Below are 18,496 nucleotides of genomic sequence, written 5' to 3' on the forward strand. Positions count from 1 at the left end.
CGATCTTAAGCTTCAAAGACCATAAAGTTCTGGGTAGTTTCCTTAAGATTCAATGCGGCACTGAGGCCAGAGAGCCCACCCCCAATAATGGCTACGTCCAAGTTGGCTTCTCCAGCCTCGGCTTGAGGGGATACCATATTCATCAGTAAACAAGTAAAAATAAGAGCACTAACCTTTTTCATCACAACCTTCCTTAAATAAATAAAAGTTTTTATAACTTTATAAAAATCAAATAGTAATTAATATTTATAAATACAATATATTTTTATAGTTAAGAGGAGATGGGGTTAACAAAGTCTGGAAAGCTGTATATAGTTGTTCCGGTCGGCTCATTGTCTGGTAATTTGGTGGGCGTGATAGAGAACCCCTAATGACGCTATTAAATGAGGTAAGTTGGGAACGGCTGTGTTGGGAAATAGGCATACTAATTACCTTTCTACTTTATTATGCTTGGATTAACCTCAACAACTGGCATATTCTTGCCAAGTTGAGCTTGAATGCGATCAATCTTTGTCGCGTTTCAAGCCTAAAACTAATCCAAAGTAGCGGCCCGTTACACGTTCGTTCCCTTAGTAGAGTATTCAGCCCTCCGCAATGAGGGCTGAGTTCTCTACTTAATGGAAATTTATTTCACTTACGAGTTCCTTTTGCTGAACTGGCGTCCTAGAGTTTTAAGATCAAAAGCGTAAGGTTGTAATGGGCGACCAAAATAAAAATGCCTAATAAATGACCAGGTTTTATCTTGCCGTTCGTCAGCTGATATAGATTTCACTATCTCTCCATTGAAATTAGATATCTGAAGGTTCCCTTTCTCATCATATTGATAAACTTTACTTACAGCCTTTCCGCATAAGTATTCCTCAGGAAGTAAGGTCTTTTCAATCACCTCTACCATCGGAAAAGCTGGATAAGTTATCATAAATATTTTTTGGGGATCATAAAGACTGATAGCTTGTGCGGCAAACCCATGCAAAGCCATAGATAAACCAGAGTGGTGGGGAAGCTCTTTTTTATATGCTTTCTCTGCATGATAAACAGTCCGGGCAATTCCCATATGAATAGTGAAGGGAGCCGCGGGAGAAGTAAGAACAGTAAGAGCCATTTCAATATGAGGGAAAAGTTCCTCTGTAATTGGCGAAGAAGGATTAATGTGACCAGCTAATGCACATGCTATCCAGACTTCGGAACCGTGAGATTTATATAACTCAAGAGATTCTCTAAATGCCATTAGCCCATCCAAAATAGTAACCTTGCCCCCTGGTCTGGTGATATTAATAAATCTTAAATATTTTTGTATTTCTTTTGGCTGCTCTGGGTAAGGTTTTTTGTCGTTTTCAGTAATTTCATCCCAGATTCTTAAACATGCCGTATTCTGACCTTGCGCAAAATCTTGCCAGGTCTTAATACTCTCATCTGTCAGTTTGACCATTACAAAGTTTAAGTCTTTGTCACCTACTCTATGACCTACGTAATGGCAAGGGTTAATCTGCTTAACCACTTGTTGGTTTTCTTGTTCACATATAGCTTCTTGTGAAGCAATTACCAAATCTGCTGAGAGTGATCCGAAAAGGAGAACGGATAAAATTCTCAAATACCTTGATATATTGTTAAAGTTCATTGGATTTGTTCTCTTTCAATTAGTTAGATAATGATTTGCTCTTGAAATATGTGCAAGAGGCAATACCTCGTCAGAGGCAGGCGCAGGATTCAAGAGAAAGGTGAAGAGCGTTAAAGCCGAAAATGAGATTTTAAAAGTGTTCATATAATTTTTCATAAGCTTGTTCACTTTCTTAAGAAGAGAGTTTTTACTTCTCAATCTAAGCCTAATATGGGTGTAATTTTTTACAAATCAAGCGTAAAAGTTTAGACTTGATCTGACAGTTACCCGTTTATCAGGTATGGGTTTCTTGGCAGTTCAAGTGGTTCCGTTGCAAATTTTTGAGAAGTTGTTATGTTAAGGAAAATTACACAATAGATGAGCTGTGTGACGAAGTCCAAAGAGTTTAAATACCGCCATTTTCTTCCCGAAGTTATCTTGTAATGCTTACGCAAGTAGTTACATTATCCCTTCAGCTATCGTCAATTAGCAGAAATGTTTAGTGAAAGGGGGAGAACCCCCTTTTACTAAACCAACCCCTCCCCCTACTGTCAGCAAATCATCCACCGCATACCGCGCCACTCGGGCGTTGACCTGATTAGTTAAACCAGTATGATAGAGGGTTGCTTCTAGGGCGAGACCTGGCACACTGCTCAAAGTTCCTGTTCCCTGGAGAACACTTTGGCCAAAGACCAAGTCCCCATAGCTGTCTTCAAAAACCTCCATCTGTCGACAATGAGCTAAGTGCTCCACTGTCATCGGCGTTGCCCCATTCCAAACTTGCTGGATGCGAGTATTTACATAGGCTTCATAGCCTTGGGCGAGTGTTGAACTGCATTCACCAGAGTCTTAGGTTTTAGTATTTTAAGAGGATAGCTTTCCGGGAATGATAACTACGTGATTTCGCCATTAGAAACAGCAAGCATTAATTCATTCAGCTTGTTGACAATTTCGTCTTTGTTACGAGAAGAGAATTTAACCAACGGATGTTCCCAGTATTCATCATCTGTTCTAAGCATAGTTATATAGAAGGCTCCGTCCGGCTCACCATCAGGCCCCCATCCCATATCAATTAGAATCTGCTGATATTCATGTAAAGCTTGAAACAACGTAGATCTATATAATTCGTAGGGAAATGGATTAGCAGGCTCTTCTTCAAAATATACAGGCTCTCCTTGATCTAACACATCAAAAAAGAAATTATAGATTATATTAAACCCTCTCGGAATAGCTAAAGGCTGTAGCTTTAAGTCTTTCAGACGAATTTTTACCATATCTTTAATTCCCTAGATTTTCTAAATATTGCTTTGCTGTAACTTCTGAAATAGGATGCCCATGGTATTCTGGCTTACCTGTTTTAGTTAATTCTACTCTTATCCATTGGGTGGCTTGACCATTATTATACCCTATTACTTCATTAAATTGACATATATAATAGTCCGCACCCTTGCTTTGATCACGCTTGATCAGAGTCCCATTCCTTAACCCTCTCTGCTCTAACTCGATCCTATTAAAGTTAGGCAAATACTGGGCATTCCTCTCCCCTGTCTCACTCATGCGTTTAGCTTCCTCAGCTGTTCGCGCTTTGGTGTGCTTTATATAATCCGCCGGCTTTGCATTTTTGATCCGTTGCTGCCAGTTATGCTGCTCGGTTCTTTCATTCTTGCGAGTATAATAGCCGTCATGCGCGACCCGGTCATGATTCTCACTAATATTGGGGGTAGTTGCTGGGTTAGAGTTAGCGGATGACCTTGGTACCCCCTCTCTTTCCTTACCTTTTCCTTCTTCTTTATCGTCTAGGGTGCGACCTAGCTTGCTTGTATGGCCATTCACCCTCTTGTCACTAGTGATCTTACCACTTCCAAAGCTTGCAGCAGCACTCGTGCTCGTCGCAGAACCACTTGATGTAGAACTAGCGCTACTTCTACCGGCATTATTGCTACTCGCGCTCGCTGACATACTCGATGCATGAGTGCTTCTATTTATCCACTCTTTGGCAGACATGCGTTCGGGCATGCCAAACTTTGTGCCCGCAGTTCTAGCTCCTAGAGCTAAGAAAGCTGACCTATGGGTATTACTGCCATTCGCAACAGCTCTCATATCACTATATAGACGGTTAGCTGCCTCTGAGCGTTGGCTTCAGAGGCTGGTGAAGAGTATACCGCTTTATGCTATTAATTATTAGAGAGACGGAGTATTATGATTCATCGTTATCAGGCACTTCCTCATCGTTACGGAGATTATTGATAAACTCATTAAAGCTATCCGCAATTAAAGTTAGATTAGAGTAATCAGGCACTTCACCCTGCGCAGGATCAGCCTCCATTTCATGGTCCCAGAAATAGATTTTGCCTCGGTCAGGGCCTTTTACTGAAAGCAGTATAAGGTTACCAAAAGTATCATAAGCTATAGGAAAAGACCAGGTAGGTATACGCCCGTTATATACTTTTAAGGTTTCAAGCAAGTCTAGATCCTCGTTTAAGGTTATTCCTAAGAAAGCTTGCAAGACAGAGCCTTCATCTTGCCCTTTGAAATTGAAATGCTTTTCTTTTGGAAAGCCACCATTCTTTTCTAGAAGAAAAACCTTATATGTCTTAGGTAGATTGAATTCCCAAAACCTCTCTAAGCACTCTAAAGTTTCCTTGCTTAAAGTGGGCGAAGAATTTTCAAGCTTAATCATTCTTCTTCTCCTTACTTTTTATAATTGCTACTCCTCCAGTATGCCCTATTGCATTATGGAGATCTCTTGGAACTAGCTGCATTGTAGTACCATTTTCATGATGATGCCATGTGTAACCGCTTGGTGTCTCTGAAAATCCTGCAGCTTGGTTAGCTAATTTGTTATCCGCTTCACGTTTACCTGTCATCTTTATATCTACTTTCTTAATAGCATACCTTGAAAAATCAGGATGTCCAGTGCCTGTAAAAGGAACACTATGAGGATACTTTTGCCTTAGTTTCTTTGAAAGCTTTTCAAGAGAATATACTTTTCCTGCGGATTCGTGATTTAAAGGTCTTTGCTTATTAATGGTGCGAACTCTAGGGTGAGTGGAAGGTACTTTAGTAGTCCCCTGTTTAGCCGTACCATTCACACTAGTAGAATTAGCAGAGATAGAGCTGGCGCCCACTCTTGTAGAGGTACTGCTTCCGCTCGAACCTGAGGACATACTCGATGCATGAGTGCTTCTGTTTATCCATTGTTCGCCAGACATACGCTCGGGTGTTCCAAACTTTGTGCCTGCAGTTCTAGCTCCTAGATCTGAGAAAGCTGATCTATGGGTATTACCACCATTCGCAACAGCTCTCATGTCACTATATAGACGGTTAGCGGCCTCTGAGCGTTGGCTTTGAGACGATAGTCCATTGCGGTTAGCGGCCCTATAGGCTTGAGAGCCTTTGCTCCCTTGAGAGGCTCTCGCCCACGCCATTATAGTCATCAGCTTGTTGACTATAATTCCTGATAAAATGTAAAAACCTAACTATCGGATTGGTTTGTTCGTCCTGCAGAGCTTTTTGTTGGCGCTGCCATTCTTGCGCGTCATCAGCTTGCTTCCTTAAGAAGGCACCAAAATTATTGGGATCTTGCTAAAAGTTGGTTTTGGCTGTATGAAAGGGGCACCCTAAAAGGTCATAGCGGCGAGATAAAAGATATAGTAGTCGCACCTCTGCTTAGACAGCGCTTATAGCAACTAGGAGTCAAAAGATCATGGTTGAGATTAAAATACATTCAGCCAGGCAGGATAGTATTTCTTATCAACTTCTAACCGAGCTAAGCAATCTAAAAATTCTTGCTCCTTTACAGGGTATAAAGAGTCCTCTCCTTGCATTTCTTCATGAAGCTGCTCTATGTTACCAGCAACAATAAGAAACTGTTCAAAGTCCTTGGCTAAAGGATGGATCTGACTGTCCTCAGGATTATAAATATCATAGCCTTCTTCAACGTACAGGATTTCACCTTCCCCAAACTGATCCGTTCCTTCAGTAATACAAAGTATATCTGTATTCCAAGAGCCAATCTGATACATTTTGTGCTTTTGCATAAATTCTTTAGGAAAAAATGGATCCTCATATGCTTCAATTAAATCTTCTACCACGTCTGGATTAGTATTGAAATAAGGTGAAACATTAAAACCTGCGATTTCTAATCCATTAATTGAGTACAATTTAATAATATCAGTATAACTTTCTGGAATTTGAGGCAGCATTTGCATTAAATCCTGGAGTTTCTCCGTAGGGCTTCCCGGACTGAGCATCATATATGATCTCTTAAACAGTGGGTCATTTTCCAAGGATGCCTTTAATAGGCACATCTGTTGCACTTCATCAATTGAGTTAATCATTCTTCTTTTTCCCTCCTAAGTTCGCATGGAACATTGATCTCCCTGGTGCAGTACCATGTAGCTTATCAGGTAATGCTGTTGTTAGATGGTTATGCTCAATATGATGATGAACCAAAGTTCTTCCTACATAATGCTGATGCTCTGGAAAATACTGTAGCCATTGATTATCAACTTTTGGTGCGATTTTAGAATAAATAGCTGCTAAGTTCCTCGCACTCAATGTTTCCGGATATTTCTCAGCCCATAATTTCCAGAATTGCACCATATTTCTGAATTCTTTTTCAAAAAGTTATCATCCTCTAATCAGCCCAACCATGAAACTTTTTCAGTTTTTGGTAAACTCTATAGAAAGTTTTTTCCGCATTTTCATCTTCCTCATAATATTTTTCCCAAAAATCGTTGGAAAAATCTGCGGGTTGAATGCATAACCTTTTTTCATCAACTTCACAGACCCAGTCAAAAGGGATATTGTTATCAGTAAGAATAAAGTTATCAGCATTAACAATAATAGGACCATTATCGTTATCAGCTAAAACGCTATAAAAAATACCCTCTTCATTATTCTGCATTGATAACACTATGTATTCTTTATTGAGCTTCAAAAAAGAATCTTGGCGTTCCTGATTTTTAAATTTAACAATCATTTAATCATTCCTTTCACTTTAAAGTCCCTAGTTTGATAATCAATCTTACCAGTTTTAACATTCATATAAAAATGAACCTGTACTCTTTGACCACTCTGTAGAGTTACAGTGTTTGTCGTAAACTTCTTCCAATCCTTTATTAGAGATCCATCCTGAGTTAATACCTTTACCACTTCAGTATTTTTAATTTCTACATCCCTCAAATCAATAAGTTTTGCCTCCTTTATAGCTTGCTCTGTAAGCCTCCCATCAGATGTAAGTATTCCTCCTTCTTGAAGCCTCAATACCACCTTGTGACGAAGAGCGTCTGTCATATTTTTAGCTCCACCTCTATCCTTAACCGAGGAACTTACGGTATTGCTTAAGCCCCCTTGAGTAGTGCTAGCTCCCTCCCCCACCTTTCCTTTATCCTTAAGCTCCATCTTACCCGTCCTTCATTACGGAACTTGACATAAAAGTGATCCTGAACAGCGGCTTCAAGTTCTTCCTCAGTTAATTCTTGCTTCTCGCCATTCCCGACGAAAGCCTTGGCTGCCTTTTTTTCTTCCTCTCTTAGATTATTCTCAAAAACTTCATCAGTGAAGAGTTGCAGCTGTTTTTGCAGGGAAGCAGGAAGAGGGGTTTAAGGGGAGAAATTATTCACCCCACTCTAACTTAATGAACGGGAAGGTTTGCTTAAACCTTTCAAGAATGTGGGGGTTCTTCTCAAGATTCTTAAGCGCTGTTTTTTCAGTACAGACATCACATGGATTTTCTTTGGTATAAAAGCCACGTTTGTAAGCTATGCCGGTGAGTGCTTCCCACTCAGAGTCAGATAGTTCATAATTAAAACGACCATATTGCAATATACCCACAGCATCCCTCAATTCACTTATACTCGAGGTTGAAACTATATCAAAGATATAAGTAGGCAAATCCGAAAATGATTCAATTTTATAGAAACACCAATCAATTATCTCCTGAAATAATATAGCACCTGAAAACCTTGATGCTAATACAAAACCAACTTCCGCTTCTAATTCTGTGATCTCCTTCATGACTTGTTTCCCCCATTTAAACCGACACTCCCAGTATGCCCAGTCTTTTTATGCTCGCTTTCTTTTACTAATTGCATTCTTCTCGCTTGTTGATCATGATGCCAAGTTAAATCTTTTATTTTGCTCTTACCTAATTCAATATCCTTCAACTGTCGGTGAGTAAAAATACTAGCACTGACTTTACCAGATATAATATCCTGCCATAAATTCATTGTAGCCGCTTCCATGTGATCCACTCTAGATTTACCATAAAATTGTTCTGATTTTATAAAGGTTTCATATTTCATGACAGGGGTAAAATCAGGATTTCCTCTAGAGTCATAAACAATATCTGATTTTTCGTGTCTTTGGCCTGCCATTTTATAGCCAGACGTTCCAGGTCTTTGCAGGGTCGATGACGACACTTTTTTATCAGCATGTGTATTCTCAAGATGTTGCCGCCATGCATGAGGATCATATATTCCTTGATTGACAGCAGCGTCACTTGCTCCTACATTACCTTCTTAACGTGGTCCTCCCTCTCTTTCCTTACCTTTTCTTTCTTTTTTACCGTCTAGGGTGCGGCCTAGCTTGCTTGTATATCCACTCGCCCTCTTGTCACTTGTGAGGTTACCACTGCTGCTCGTAGCACCATAGCGAGGAGCAGATGAAGAGCCAGTCGAGGTAGAAGCGGAACCATCTCTGCCGGCATTACTGCCCCCACTTGAGCTCGCTGATATACTCGGTACATTAGTGCTTCTATTTATCCACTGTTCACCAGACATGCGCTCGGGCATGCCAAACTTTGTGCCTGCAGTTCTAGCTCCCAAGTCTGAGAAAGCTGACTTATGAGTACTACCACCATTCGCAACAGCTCTCATATCCTCATACAGACGATTAGCATTAGCGGACCGTTGCGTGCCCGCGGGAGCACGATTCTGGTTGGCGGGGTTATATAACGGGATTCCAGGTCTCAGGTGGCCATTTGCTGCGGCCTGCTGATGCGGCGTTCGCATCCACGAAGCTCGGCCACGTCCAAGCTTACCCCCACCAACAAAGCCAGACATAACTCCAGTGCAATTTGCGGCCCAATCCCCAAAAAGCTGACCGTAGGCATCCAAACGACTATCATCGAGAGAGCGTCCATGCCATAGATCCTGCAACAATGCTTTGCTTTCGCGGTAAACCTTTGGCGCATCCTTATAAGCTCGTCGTATCTGTGAACGATCCCGATGGGCATGCATAGGAGTTGTTCCCTCAACTTCCCCTATAGCCGTGCTAGCATAATAGAGAAACTTTTTAAAAATGCTGTCACTGTTTAAGGCATCATCGCGCACCGCTTCATCAACAGATTCTACGATCTCCATTTCATAAAGCTGCTGCAGTTCCGTAAAAGATTTTGACTTCTTTAAGGCCGGACGAGAATTCTGCTTAAGAACTTCCGTGAACGGATCTTCGGTGGCGGCAGAAAGGTGCGTGGCAAGGCCTTCATACACTTGAGTGGTGTTGAAGGTCATGGCATTGATGGCGGCTTCTTGGGCCGGTCGGTCTTGCCGGCCTCGAGGTCAGCCTCAACCTCCTTCAAACGCTTGCCACCGATTTGGGCAGCGCCAAAGTGAGCCGCGGTATCGGTGACGAGATTGATCCCCCCTTCTTTCAGCTGCTCACGCCAGTTACCATAGACAATGCCACTGGCCACAGTGTTGGCCATGCCCGTCTTCAGGCTTTCACAGAAGGCTTCTTGCAGTTGTTTTGTCCAGCTCGCCGCCTCAGCCGCTGTCTGGGTGCCAACTTGGGTTGCCGCTTGAGTCGCAGTCTGAGTGGCGGCCTCAGCTGCTGTCTTGGTGGCCGCCTCCGTCATCGACTTTGCTACTAGGGGCCCCCCTTGCAACAAGACTTGCGCTAACAGCTTAACCCCTAGATAATCTTAAGAATAAAGAAGAGAACCCTTATAAGTTCTTCAAGAGATTTAATATGTCAGAGTCTTCGTCGATATATCTTTCAAACCAGTCCTCAATTGAAGCTAACTTTTCTGGCAATAGCTCAATGTTTTCCCCTGAAGGGCCATTGATACGCATGCGCCAGCTTTCAGGAACTCTTTGCCAATTAAAGTCAAATAGCACTGCGGGGAATATATCTACATTATTCTCCTCATCATGTCTTATAATATATAGCCATGGTATAGAAGACCTACATGTTACACCTAGAAGCTGATAAAATACGCCACTTGTAAGATAGAAATCATAATCAAGGGGATTTACATCATTCCTATAATTGTCTATGCAAAGATTAGCAATATCACTTAACTTTTCATATTTACACATTACCTTTATCATAGCTCTTAACCTTAATTTAAATTAGTCGACACTTCTCTTTTTGAATTTGAAGTCCATTATCCTTCCTGTTTTAGGATCTCTCACATAATGGACTACCGTATCTTTTCCATTACCTGATTTAACCTTATACTCCATTTTATCCATACCTTTATAGCGAGGATCGTTTAATCCTTTAATAATTCTTCTTCCTTCTCCTCTTTTAGCAGCATCTAAAGCCATTTCATCTTGCAGGGAAGCTGGCTCTCGAACCCATTTATCGTCTTCCTTTTTATTGTTCTCCGGATCCTCATCTCCTGGCATCCCGCCACCGCTGCTTGCCGCCCCTGCAGTAGTATTGGTGGACTGAGTCTCGCTTTCCCCCTCCTTGTTAACCAAGGCATCTAAGCCAACAGCCGTTAAAATCCCTGCACCTACTGCAATTGCCGTTTGTGCGCCTACACCTATACCAACAGCCCCGCCGCCACCGCTGCTTGCCGCCACACGCAGCACCGATAGCCGCTAACGCAGGCAACAAGTTGTTCTCAACCGCATTCTCAGCAGCTCTCGAAGCAACCCCGGCGTCAAGACCACTCAACATAGCAGTGGTTGCCCCCACTACCTGAGACATGGCTACAAGTGAGCCCTTATTTTGCCGTAAAGTTTCGGTTGTCACCGCCCCCTTGCTAACAGCGTTGAGGCCAACAGTTTCACCAAAGATCTCGCCCGCCGCGGCTCCGGTTCCCGCTGCCAGCGCAGCTCGGCTTATATCTTCGCCTTGGATAGCAGCACCAATCCCATAGGAAGCAGCAGCCCCGGCGAAGTGCCCCACTTTGTGAAGTCCATTCTTAAGAAGATTATCTCCCTCTTGCAACATACCAGTGCGCAGATCCGACAATTCATTAGCTGCTATACCCGCTAAGGTATTGGCCGCCGTGGAGGCGGCTGCTGTTCGCAAAGCATCGCCACTAACTCTTGCAGTTGTGGAAAAGTATGCTCTAATCTATTTATTTGATTGCTTTTCTATACTATATTTCTTCTTGAAAGCCTCAAGTATTTCTTTATCCATTAGCTTGTGGATATCACCATCCTTCTTAACTTTTGGCCATTTATCTACTGGTACTTCCATTGCTACAACAATTGAATGGTAAGCACATTCCTTAAGAAAATCATTATACAAGGAGTTGCTTATGATCTCATAAATATAAGAAGAAATTTCTTTCTTTAGCTCCTTGTCAACCGCATCTATTACAGCACCTAAATTTGATATGGCTAATCCTCTCACATTTTCGTAAGGGTCCTCTTTAGCTAACTCTAACGCCTTCGGTGCATACTCGGTTAAGAATAGACGGCCTATTAAACAACCTACTGCTACTTCCCGGATAAAATCATCCTCATCATCTAATTTGGTAGCAATAAGGGGGCCTAACTCTTTTAAATGTGCATCTGTTGCTAATATTATTGCCATGTGTGGCCGTAAATCATTCTGTAGATGCCATTTTAAGTCTTGAATTGATTGAGGAGATAAACGACCTTTCTCTATCAATTCATCCTTGATCGTATTAATATTTTTAACCATTTTTAATTCCTTGGCACAAACTGCTCTGTATAATCAAGCAATTTACTTGCATTTGACAACTCTCTATTTAAAGCTTGGCGCTCCGCAAGAGGCAGTTCTACAAATTCTAGGCGTTTATTAATGTTATCAATATGCCCTTTTAAACCTCTCTGGGCATTTTGAACCTTCGTAATGTGATCATATTCTACACCGCGATGCTTGGCTAGATCAATTTGCTCTCCTTTTATCTCACTTCGAGCTGCATTTAAGGTAGTATCTTGCTTAGTTTTACCAGCTCTCTCAAATAATTGTTCTTTGTAATCATTTGTTCTACCTAAAAGCTTCTGTGTTCTTTCTGAATAATTTTTATCATCCTCCGGATCCTCGTCGCCAGGCATTCCGCCACCGCTGCTTGCCGCCCCTTGAGTGGTATTGGTGGACTGTGTCTCCCCCTCCCCATCTTTGTTAACCAAGGCATTTAGGCCAACAGCGGTTAAGATGCCTACACCGGCAGCGATCGCTGTTTGCGTTCCTGCACTTATAGCCGCAACCCCGCCGCCAACGCTTGCGGTTCCGCCACACGCAGCACCGACAGCAGCTAACGCAGGGAGTAAGTTATTCTCAACCGCGTTCTCAGCAGCTCTCGAAGCGGTTCCGGCGTCAAGACCACTGAGCATAGCGGTAGTTGCTCCGACCACCTTGGACATCGCAACAAGCGAGCCCTTATTTTGCTCTAGAGTTTCGGTTGTCACCGCCCCCTTGCGCATGGCGTTGAGGCCAACAGTTTCACCAAAGATCTCGCCCGCCGCGGCTCCGGTTCCCGCTGCCAGCGCAGCTCGGCCTATATCTTCGCCTTGGATAGCAGCACCAATCCCGTAAGAAGCCGCAGCCCCGGCGAAGTGCCCGACTTTGTGAAGTCCATTCTTAAGAAGATTATCCCCTTCGTTCAGCATATCACTGCGCAGATCCGACAATTCATTAGCTGCCATACCCGCTAAGGTATTGGCCACCGTGCAGGCTGCTGCTGTTCGCAAAGCATCCCCAGGCTTTTCTCCCATGGCCATCCCAACGCCCGCTCCCACGGCTGCCCGTGTGGCATTGTAATTAAAGTGCTGAGAAAAGCCTGAGAGGTCCGTAGTGGGAATCTTAAGAGTGGAGGTCACGCCTTTTGTAATGCCGGCGGTCAAACCCGCCCCCACAACTTCCTTAACAGTACTCGCTTTGGCTAAGTCATGGCCTACTTCAGCGATATTGCCGCGATGATCAACCATAGAGACAATCGTTTTTGACGTTAAACAGGCAAGTGAAGCGGCTACTCCTGCGGAGAAATTAGCTGCCATGGCGCCGGTCATTCCCAGTTTAAGGGCGCAGCATTGCCGACGGTTTGTGCCCAAGAAAGCGATGTCGCTGCGGTAGAGGCCATGGTCGTGGTTCCAGCTGCCGTTGCGCCAGCCGCTGTTCCAGCTCCTGCTCCCGCCGATCCTGCGGCCCCGGCGCCTGCAAACCATGAGCCTGCGCCCATGGTGATGGCCGTAATGATCAGGGATAAGACAATCTTCGCGGCTGCGGTCATGCCTTGGCTGGCAAAGCGGCCAGAGTCGTGGCGCTCAGTAACATAAATACGGACCAGCCTCGCAGCATCTTAGGTTTTAATATTTTAAGAGGGTAGCTTTCCTGGAATGATAACTAACTAATTTCATCATTAGAAACAGCAAGCATTAATTCATTCTGTTAACACTGGTTTAAAAAATGATACAGATCTGAAGTAATCACCAATACAAGAAGTGGTATAAAGGCCCAAGTTGAGCCTTAACTTAGCTACTAGAGAACTAAGGGTTCGGAATAGTAAGGGTTTTAACATCGACCAGCTTAACATCCGGTGCATACTGACGCATCAACTGGTGAATTCTATCCCAATCTGTATGCTCATTAATATACTCATGGGAGTCCTTCTCATCTAGATCGCTTATTGCCATGCTTTGTTGATAAGAAATTTTGATCCCACAAACGTCTAAAATACCAAGCTGCGCTTTTACTCTCATAAAGTAGCTAGAAGATTGTGTGAGTACTCTATACAAGTCTGCTAATACGGCTGCATCTTTTGTATTATCATAGTAACCATACCAGATTCCAAAAGCGATGCCTCGTGTTAGGTCAGTTCTATTTTCATCATGCCAGATCTTGTAAGCTTCATCTCTGAAGCCTCGATCAAAGATCTTATGAGGGTACCCTAAAGATTTAATAGCTTCCTCTTGGAGATGATCCCACGGGTAATCTAAATAAGCCCAGATATCGTCGGTGAATTGATAATAGTCCTCTCGCCCAGCATCTGCAATTGCTCTACCTACTTTGATTTCCAATTTCTCAGGCAAGCATCCTTCATCATTTCTAGGTGTTTTCTTAGCTTCTTCAAAGATCTGCTTGATCTCCTCAAAAGTCATTATATAATCAAAATCTTCTTCATCCACCATTGGGCTTACCTATATTTTTTTCATATATATCTAATAGTTTACTTGTGTCCTTAATACTTTCATCCAGGAGATTCCTTAGACAAATAGGGAATAACACAGCTGATAGAGTTACTTAAGAAATTGCCTTAGTTTATTTCTATAAAAGCATCATTATTGATATAGAATTTTATTGCCCGTATATAATCGCTCTCAGAGTAATTCTCTTTTTGTTCCTTCAAGTTAAGTATGATATCCTCAAGCTCATAAACTGACACTATTATCTTATTGTCACTTTGAAGATCCTGACCAATATCACATTCAGCATCGGGGCTCAAATCTTTATAGTTTGATGCAATTGAAATATCATCTAACTCATTTAATTCTGAAAGTTTGCTAATCACATCCCTTAATTTCATCTTTACCTCTTTCGCTAAACCGGCTCTTCTCCCTACTGTTATGAGATCATCCACAAAATACCGGCTAACTCACACTATGAACTAATCGGTCATCTTGATAAAATACAATATTACTCCTGTTCCCCAAACCCAGCACACGACTTAAGCTTTCCACTTCATGCAGAACTTTTTAGAATATAGGAAATTCAAGCCTAAACAAGTTTACTGATACAGCGTATCAGAGAGGATTTTGTCTAAGAACTCTTCAAAATTATCCGCAAGTTTAGTTTTTTCAAAATCAGCGTCATGATCAGAGACCCATACTCTCCCCTCCGGATCAATACCAATAGGATTGCCGGCACCGTCATCAGAAATCACATACCAGCTCTCAATGCCTGGCCAATGACGATCTTCCTTATAAAACTTAGTTCTATCAATAACTGACCAGCAATCATCAGTCATTAGGAGTAACTTTCTTAAACCATGGATAATATACCCATCCATTATAGCTGCTCCGTATTTTTCTAAGAAATCTTTATATTCTTTAGAAAATTTACAGAGAAGCTGCGCCTCTGCTCTCATTATTTCATCCCTGCTACAAGGCCCTCCCTGTAAACCTTCTATCTCATTTAGGCTCTCGTCAAGCCTTTTAACTAAGTCTATATTCATTTAGGTTTATTCTCTCTTCTTAGCAATTCTGTTCTGGCTCTTTCTTTCCAATAATTCTTTCTTAAAGTATTATTCCATTCTTTACGTGCTTGCTCTTCTAAGCCAGCTCCTTTCCCTTTAGGATGCTGGATCTTATTATTATAGTCATGCAGATTTTCTGGAATTTCTACAATAAACCCATCAGCCGAGCGGTGAGAAAGCTGTTGATAGTGGTGACCATCTAACTTTTTACCATTGAGATCCTTTGCAGCTATACCTTTAGCAGCCATTATCTTTAGCTCAGCCTCACTTAAATGGCTTAAATCTCTAACTGCTCTGAATTCTACACCATCATATAATACTCTACCAGGCCCCAAATATTCTAATGACAACTTCATTACGGCGCTTGATATAAAAGTAACCCTGAACAGCGGCTTCAAGTTCTTCCTCAGTTAAGTCGCGCTTCTCACTATTCCCAAGGAGAGCTGCTACTGCCTCTTTTTCTTCCTCTCTTAGATTATTCTCAAAAACTTCATCAGTGAAGAGTTGCAGCTGTTTTTGCAGGGAAGCAGGAAGAGGGTTTTAAGGGGAGAAATTATTCACCCCACTCTAACTTTATGAACGGAAAGGTTTGCTTAAACCTTTCAAGAATGTGGGGGTTCTTCTCAAGATTCTTAAGCGCTGTTTTTTCAGTACAGACATCACATGGGTCTTCTTTGGTATAAAGGCCACGTTTGTACGCTATGCCGATTAGTGCTCTATGTTCGCTATTACTAAGATTAGTATAGATATACTTTGAATGAGGTAGAGGTATTCTTCTGAATATGTCTCCCTCTTCATGAGAATCAATCAGATCATACATGAATGTAGGCAGATCAGAGTAAATCTTGATCTGCCTATATAACCACTCTATCAATTCAGGGAAATGAATTGTTCCAGAATATTTCGCATCCATTATAAATGATAGATTTTCATATAATGTTCTCAGATCAACTTTCATTCTTTTTCACCATTTCTAATAAACTGATACTTCCCGTATGGTGCGTATTATTATGAGTACGTGTATTAACCAATTGCATTCTTCTTGCCTGCTGGTCGTGATGCCATGTCAACTCAGGAATTTTTGCCTTTCCCCCATTGATAGCTGATAATTGTTCTAGCGTAAATATGGACGCATCTATCTTTCCTACATTTATATCATTTCTTAATGCACGGTGTTGACAGACCGCAATATCTTTTCAGTGGAAGTGGGTCATAATAAGAATAAAGCTCCCGATCAACGACTTGCTTTTTCTGCCGCCAAGGCTATTTGGCTGGAGGCGGCTCTACAGCTTCTTTGTGTCTAAAGTTGACAGTGCCTTTAGTTGCAATAAACAGCAAATAAGTGCAAACATAAAAAAGCAGAGGATAATAGCTTTCCTCTGTTTAAAACAAATATCGTTTCAATATATTTATAGATTCATGAATTTAAGGATTTATAATAATGAAGACTTTTGTCTTTTCTTTCCATCGCTTCGCTAATAGGTCCTTTAGGCTTGTCTTTGCTCTTAGAATTAGGGGTATCTTTAAGGAATAAACTTTTCGATTTTTCGACAGTTTCTAAGAATCTTTTAGCTTCTTTATAACCTAACTTTGCTGCTTGTTTAATAACAGTTAAGCCTTTCTTTTGATCCAAGGGCAAATGTTTTCCCTCATATAATTGAAGGCCATAAAAGTACATTGCTTCTGTATCTAAACTTCTACAAGCATCCTCTAATAACTCTAAACCCTTATCAACATCTTTGTTTATTGGAAAAGGGAGATTGAGAATGCCTAGATGATATTGTGCTAGGATACTTTTTGCTGAAGCGTCGCCCCCTTTAGCAGCTAGTGTAAGAAGTTTAAACCCTTTGAATATATCGAGAGGGATAACTTTAGCTATAAGGCATAATTCCCCTAAGTGACGCTGAGCCTCAGGTAACCCGGCTTCTGCAGCCTGGTTTAGCAATCTTAAGCTTTCTTCAATATTTTTTTCAACATCCATACCATCAAAGTGCCTTATTGCAAGACTCAGCTGGGCACGAGCATGACCTTTATCTGCAGCCTTCTTATACCAATTGAGAGCAATAGTAGGATCTTGACTTCCAATGGCATCGGTATAAAAGTAGCAATTACCCATCAAGCGTAGAGCATCTATATCTTCTTGCTCAGCTAGAGCTTGAATGGCTTCATAGATTTCTTCTGCATCGGCTACATGACCACGCATATAGAAAAGGCGAGCCACTTTTCTTTGAAAACTATGCTGTAAGTGCTCATCTTTTAACCAATCAAACAATAATTGGTCAGCCTCTTTGGTATTATCTGGAAAGCGTAGAATACCTTTATATAGGAAAGCGCACATTTCCTCTTGAGCATTACTATCCCCTTTACCTGCATTTTCTAATAAGGTTAGATAGTTTCCTGGTAAAGACCACTCAGTTATATGTTTGCTAATGTTGGTTTCTCTTTTTTCTTGTTCCTCTTCTTTCATAGCTTCATAGAGATTATCGATTTCAGCTTCAAGCATCTCTATTTTTTCAATTCGCCGATGATACTCTGTCGCTACAATTTCGCTCACAATAGGCCCATTATCCTCATAAACTGTATAGTTAATAAAATTTTCTTTTACTAGATTGGTAAGGTAAAGATAGTTCTCATTTAATTCATAGATTTTATCAAGAAGAGTGAGGAAAGTAATAAGTTTGGAGGACATGTGCCTTTCAACAAGGGGAAACATATAATAAAGTATTACTCCATACAGTGCATGCGGAGGAATCTTGCTCGATAATCTATGAAATGCTGGAAAATTATGAATATACTTTTCAAAGGCGTCTAAACTTAGAAAATTACTCATGTATGCTATATAATCCTGTCGGCAAGCTTTGATTTTTTCTAAGTTTGCTTTAATCAACATAATAAAAGGATCATAAGCTTCTCTATTTTCCAGCTTTCTATTTCCTTTTAAGACATCGATAAAATCTTCTGCTAGGTTGTAGGGGAGATACTTATTTTCTAGGGTCTCTATTTTTGCTCTAATAGCTGCCATCACCATGAAATGTATTCCTACGAGCTTTTCTAAGCTGATAGTCCTTTGATAAGATGGCATTTTATTAATGGTATCCATATATGCTCTAAGATTGAGTAACCGTTTATAATGAGTCCCGTTAAAATTGGCGAGTACGCCACAAGTAAAAAACACTAGGGAGGATCCAAAGAGCAGCTTTATTATAGATAACTTATTCTTAGGAAGAAGCTTGATAATCAGAGCTCCCAGCACAGATAGGACAAAGAGAAGTGAGAATATTGCTTTAAATAATGGCATCCCTAAAAGCCAGATGCTTTTTTCAGGATTTACTAAATCTGAAGCGTAGAACTCATAATATTGAGTAAATATCATTCCTGAACCGAATAGAACTGACAGGATTAGCGTGAAGAGAAGCCAAAGGATTATTTTATAGATTTTTTTCAACATAGCTTTTCCATTTGTTTTGTTTTCAATTATTGTGGTTGGCCTTGGG

Annotated in this window: 28 protein-coding genes; 1 reads left to right on the forward strand and 27 read right to left on the reverse strand. The window is 41.3% G+C overall.

The features are described 5' to 3' along the window. Positions 1 to 5 precede the first annotated feature (5 nt). The 20 genes from HMO_RS16075 to HMO_RS0105555 form a co-directional block, all read right to left on the reverse strand. A complete protein-coding gene (locus tag HMO_RS16075; protein WP_010299790.1) occupies positions 6 to 182 on the reverse strand; it encodes an FAD-binding protein in 177 nt (58 codons plus the stop codon). A gap of 452 nt (positions 183 to 634) precedes the next feature. Next, positions 635 to 1,618, reverse strand: a complete 984-nt coding sequence (locus HMO_RS0105455) for a hypothetical protein (protein WP_010299791.1) — start codon at positions 1,616 to 1,618, stop codon at positions 635 to 637. 465 nt (positions 1,619 to 2,083) lie between these two features. Next, positions 2,084 to 2,356, reverse strand: a complete 273-nt coding sequence (locus HMO_RS0105465; protein WP_010299795.1) for a hypothetical protein — start codon at positions 2,354 to 2,356, stop codon at positions 2,084 to 2,086. Positions 2,357 to 2,490: 134 nt separating this feature from the next. Next, positions 2,491 to 2,871 carry a hypothetical protein gene (locus tag HMO_RS0105470; RefSeq protein WP_010299796.1) on the reverse strand — a complete coding sequence of 127 codons (381 nt, stop codon included), beginning with the start codon at positions 2,869 to 2,871 and terminating at the stop codon, positions 2,491 to 2,493. Positions 2,872 to 2,875: 4 nt separating this feature from the next. Beyond that, complete coding sequence (locus HMO_RS0105475) at positions 2,876 to 3,697, reverse strand: hypothetical protein (protein ID WP_010299798.1); 822 nt, start codon at positions 3,695 to 3,697, stop codon at positions 2,876 to 2,878. Positions 3,698 to 3,794: 97 nt separating this feature from the next. Next, complete coding sequence (locus HMO_RS13890) at positions 3,795 to 4,277, reverse strand: SMI1/KNR4 family protein (RefSeq protein WP_010299799.1); 483 nt, start codon at positions 4,275 to 4,277, stop codon at positions 3,795 to 3,797. Beyond that, on the reverse strand, positions 4,270 to 5,025 hold the full coding sequence (locus tag HMO_RS0105485; RefSeq protein ID WP_175282092.1) for an HNH endonuclease: 756 nt from the start codon (positions 5,023 to 5,025) through the stop codon (positions 4,270 to 4,272). Before HMO_RS0105485 ends, HMO_RS13890 begins: the two co-directional genes overlap by 8 nt. 288 nt (positions 5,026 to 5,313) lie before the next feature. Beyond that, positions 5,314 to 5,937 carry a hypothetical protein gene (locus HMO_RS0105490; protein ID WP_010299802.1) on the reverse strand — a complete coding sequence of 208 codons (624 nt, stop codon included), beginning with the start codon at positions 5,935 to 5,937 and terminating at the stop codon, positions 5,314 to 5,316. Next, positions 5,930 to 6,202, reverse strand: coding sequence for a hypothetical protein (locus tag HMO_RS0105495; RefSeq protein ID WP_029448497.1), 273 nt, complete (start codon positions 6,200 to 6,202; stop codon positions 5,930 to 5,932). The genes HMO_RS0105490 and HMO_RS0105495 overlap by 8 nt, the downstream gene beginning before the upstream one ends. A 34-nt stretch (positions 6,203 to 6,236) precedes the next feature. Next, positions 6,237 to 6,581: a hypothetical protein gene (locus tag HMO_RS0105500; protein WP_010299808.1), complete on the reverse strand. Its 345-nt coding sequence runs from the start codon at positions 6,579 to 6,581 to the stop codon at positions 6,237 to 6,239. Next, entirely contained in the window at positions 6,578 to 7,003 is a 426-nt protein-coding gene (locus tag HMO_RS15500; RefSeq protein ID WP_010299811.1) for a hypothetical protein, read from the reverse strand. Before HMO_RS15500 ends, HMO_RS0105500 begins: the two co-directional genes overlap by 4 nt. Positions 7,004 to 7,216: 213 nt before the next feature. Then, a complete protein-coding gene (locus HMO_RS13900; RefSeq protein ID WP_010299814.1) occupies positions 7,217 to 7,618 on the reverse strand; it encodes a hypothetical protein in 402 nt (133 codons plus the stop codon). After that, positions 7,615 to 7,977: an HNH endonuclease gene (locus HMO_RS16080; protein ID WP_075261226.1), complete on the reverse strand. Its 363-nt coding sequence runs from the start codon at positions 7,975 to 7,977 to the stop codon at positions 7,615 to 7,617. The genes HMO_RS13900 and HMO_RS16080 overlap by 4 nt, the downstream gene beginning before the upstream one ends. 144 nt (positions 7,978 to 8,121) lie before the next feature. Beyond that, a complete protein-coding gene (locus HMO_RS0105525; RefSeq protein WP_010299819.1) occupies positions 8,122 to 9,114 on the reverse strand; it encodes a hypothetical protein in 993 nt (330 codons plus the stop codon). Then, complete coding sequence (locus HMO_RS0105530) at positions 9,111 to 9,491, reverse strand: hypothetical protein (RefSeq protein ID WP_139016837.1); 381 nt, start codon at positions 9,489 to 9,491, stop codon at positions 9,111 to 9,113. Before HMO_RS0105530 ends, HMO_RS0105525 begins: the two co-directional genes overlap by 4 nt. Before the next feature lie 55 nt (positions 9,492 to 9,546). Then, complete coding sequence (locus HMO_RS0105535) at positions 9,547 to 9,933, reverse strand: hypothetical protein (RefSeq protein WP_010299823.1); 387 nt, start codon at positions 9,931 to 9,933, stop codon at positions 9,547 to 9,549. A 21-nt stretch (positions 9,934 to 9,954) separates the two neighbouring features. Then, a complete protein-coding gene (locus HMO_RS17230) occupies positions 9,955 to 10,308 on the reverse strand; it encodes a hypothetical protein (RefSeq protein ID WP_010299825.1) in 354 nt (117 codons plus the stop codon). Further along, positions 10,301 to 10,867 carry a VENN motif pre-toxin domain-containing protein gene (locus tag HMO_RS0105545; RefSeq protein WP_010299828.1) on the reverse strand — a complete coding sequence of 189 codons (567 nt, stop codon included), beginning with the start codon at positions 10,865 to 10,867 and terminating at the stop codon, positions 10,301 to 10,303. The genes HMO_RS17230 and HMO_RS0105545 overlap by 8 nt, the downstream gene beginning before the upstream one ends. A gap of 45 nt (positions 10,868 to 10,912) precedes the next feature. Then, entirely contained in the window at positions 10,913 to 11,488 is a 576-nt protein-coding gene (locus HMO_RS0105550; RefSeq protein WP_010299830.1) for a hypothetical protein, read from the reverse strand. Positions 11,489 to 11,490: 2 nt separating this feature from the next. Next, positions 11,491 to 12,807: a polymorphic toxin type 28 domain-containing protein gene (locus tag HMO_RS0105555; protein ID WP_010299831.1), complete on the reverse strand. Its 1,317-nt coding sequence runs from the start codon at positions 12,805 to 12,807 to the stop codon at positions 11,491 to 11,493. A gap of 33 nt (positions 12,808 to 12,840) precedes the next feature. Between HMO_RS0105555 and HMO_RS16760 the strand changes: the two genes are divergently transcribed. After that, complete coding sequence (locus HMO_RS16760; protein ID WP_175282093.1) at positions 12,841 to 13,086, forward strand: hypothetical protein; 246 nt, start codon at positions 12,841 to 12,843, stop codon at positions 13,084 to 13,086. Between the two features lie 210 nt (positions 13,087 to 13,296). On the opposite strand, the gene HMO_RS0105565 is transcribed toward HMO_RS16760, so the two are convergent. From HMO_RS0105565 to HMO_RS0105590, 7 genes are all read right to left on the reverse strand, one after another. Continuing rightward, on the reverse strand, positions 13,297 to 13,938 hold the full coding sequence (locus HMO_RS0105565; protein ID WP_010299833.1) for a hypothetical protein: 642 nt from the start codon (positions 13,936 to 13,938) through the stop codon (positions 13,297 to 13,299). A gap of 125 nt (positions 13,939 to 14,063) precedes the next feature. Continuing rightward, a complete protein-coding gene (locus tag HMO_RS13910) occupies positions 14,064 to 14,387 on the reverse strand; it encodes a DUF7716 domain-containing protein (RefSeq protein WP_139016839.1) in 324 nt (107 codons plus the stop codon). A 147-nt stretch (positions 14,388 to 14,534) separates the two neighbouring features. Then, on the reverse strand, positions 14,535 to 14,981 hold the full coding sequence (locus HMO_RS0105575) for an SMI1/KNR4 family protein (RefSeq protein ID WP_010299837.1): 447 nt from the start codon (positions 14,979 to 14,981) through the stop codon (positions 14,535 to 14,537). Then, complete coding sequence (locus HMO_RS0105580; RefSeq protein WP_010299838.1) at positions 14,978 to 15,358, reverse strand: HNH/ENDO VII family nuclease; 381 nt, start codon at positions 15,356 to 15,358, stop codon at positions 14,978 to 14,980. The genes HMO_RS0105575 and HMO_RS0105580 overlap by 4 nt, the downstream gene beginning before the upstream one ends. 197 nt (positions 15,359 to 15,555) lie before the next feature. Beyond that, positions 15,556 to 15,960: a hypothetical protein gene (locus HMO_RS0105585; protein ID WP_010299839.1), complete on the reverse strand. Its 405-nt coding sequence runs from the start codon at positions 15,958 to 15,960 to the stop codon at positions 15,556 to 15,558. Beyond that, positions 15,950 to 16,192 carry an HNH endonuclease gene (locus HMO_RS17630; protein WP_075261227.1) on the reverse strand — a complete coding sequence of 81 codons (243 nt, stop codon included), beginning with the start codon at positions 16,190 to 16,192 and terminating at the stop codon, positions 15,950 to 15,952. Before HMO_RS17630 ends, HMO_RS0105585 begins: the two co-directional genes overlap by 11 nt. 227 nt (positions 16,193 to 16,419) lie before the next feature. Beyond that, positions 16,420 to 18,450: a tetratricopeptide repeat protein gene (locus tag HMO_RS0105590; protein WP_010299841.1), complete on the reverse strand. Its 2,031-nt coding sequence runs from the start codon at positions 18,448 to 18,450 to the stop codon at positions 16,420 to 16,422. Positions 18,451 to 18,496 lie beyond the last annotated feature (46 nt).

This window comes from Candidatus Odyssella thessalonicensis L13 (genome assembly GCF_000190415.1).
Taxonomy (GTDB): Bacteria; Pseudomonadota; Alphaproteobacteria; order Paracaedibacterales; family Paracaedibacteraceae; genus Paracaedibacter; species Paracaedibacter thessalonicensis.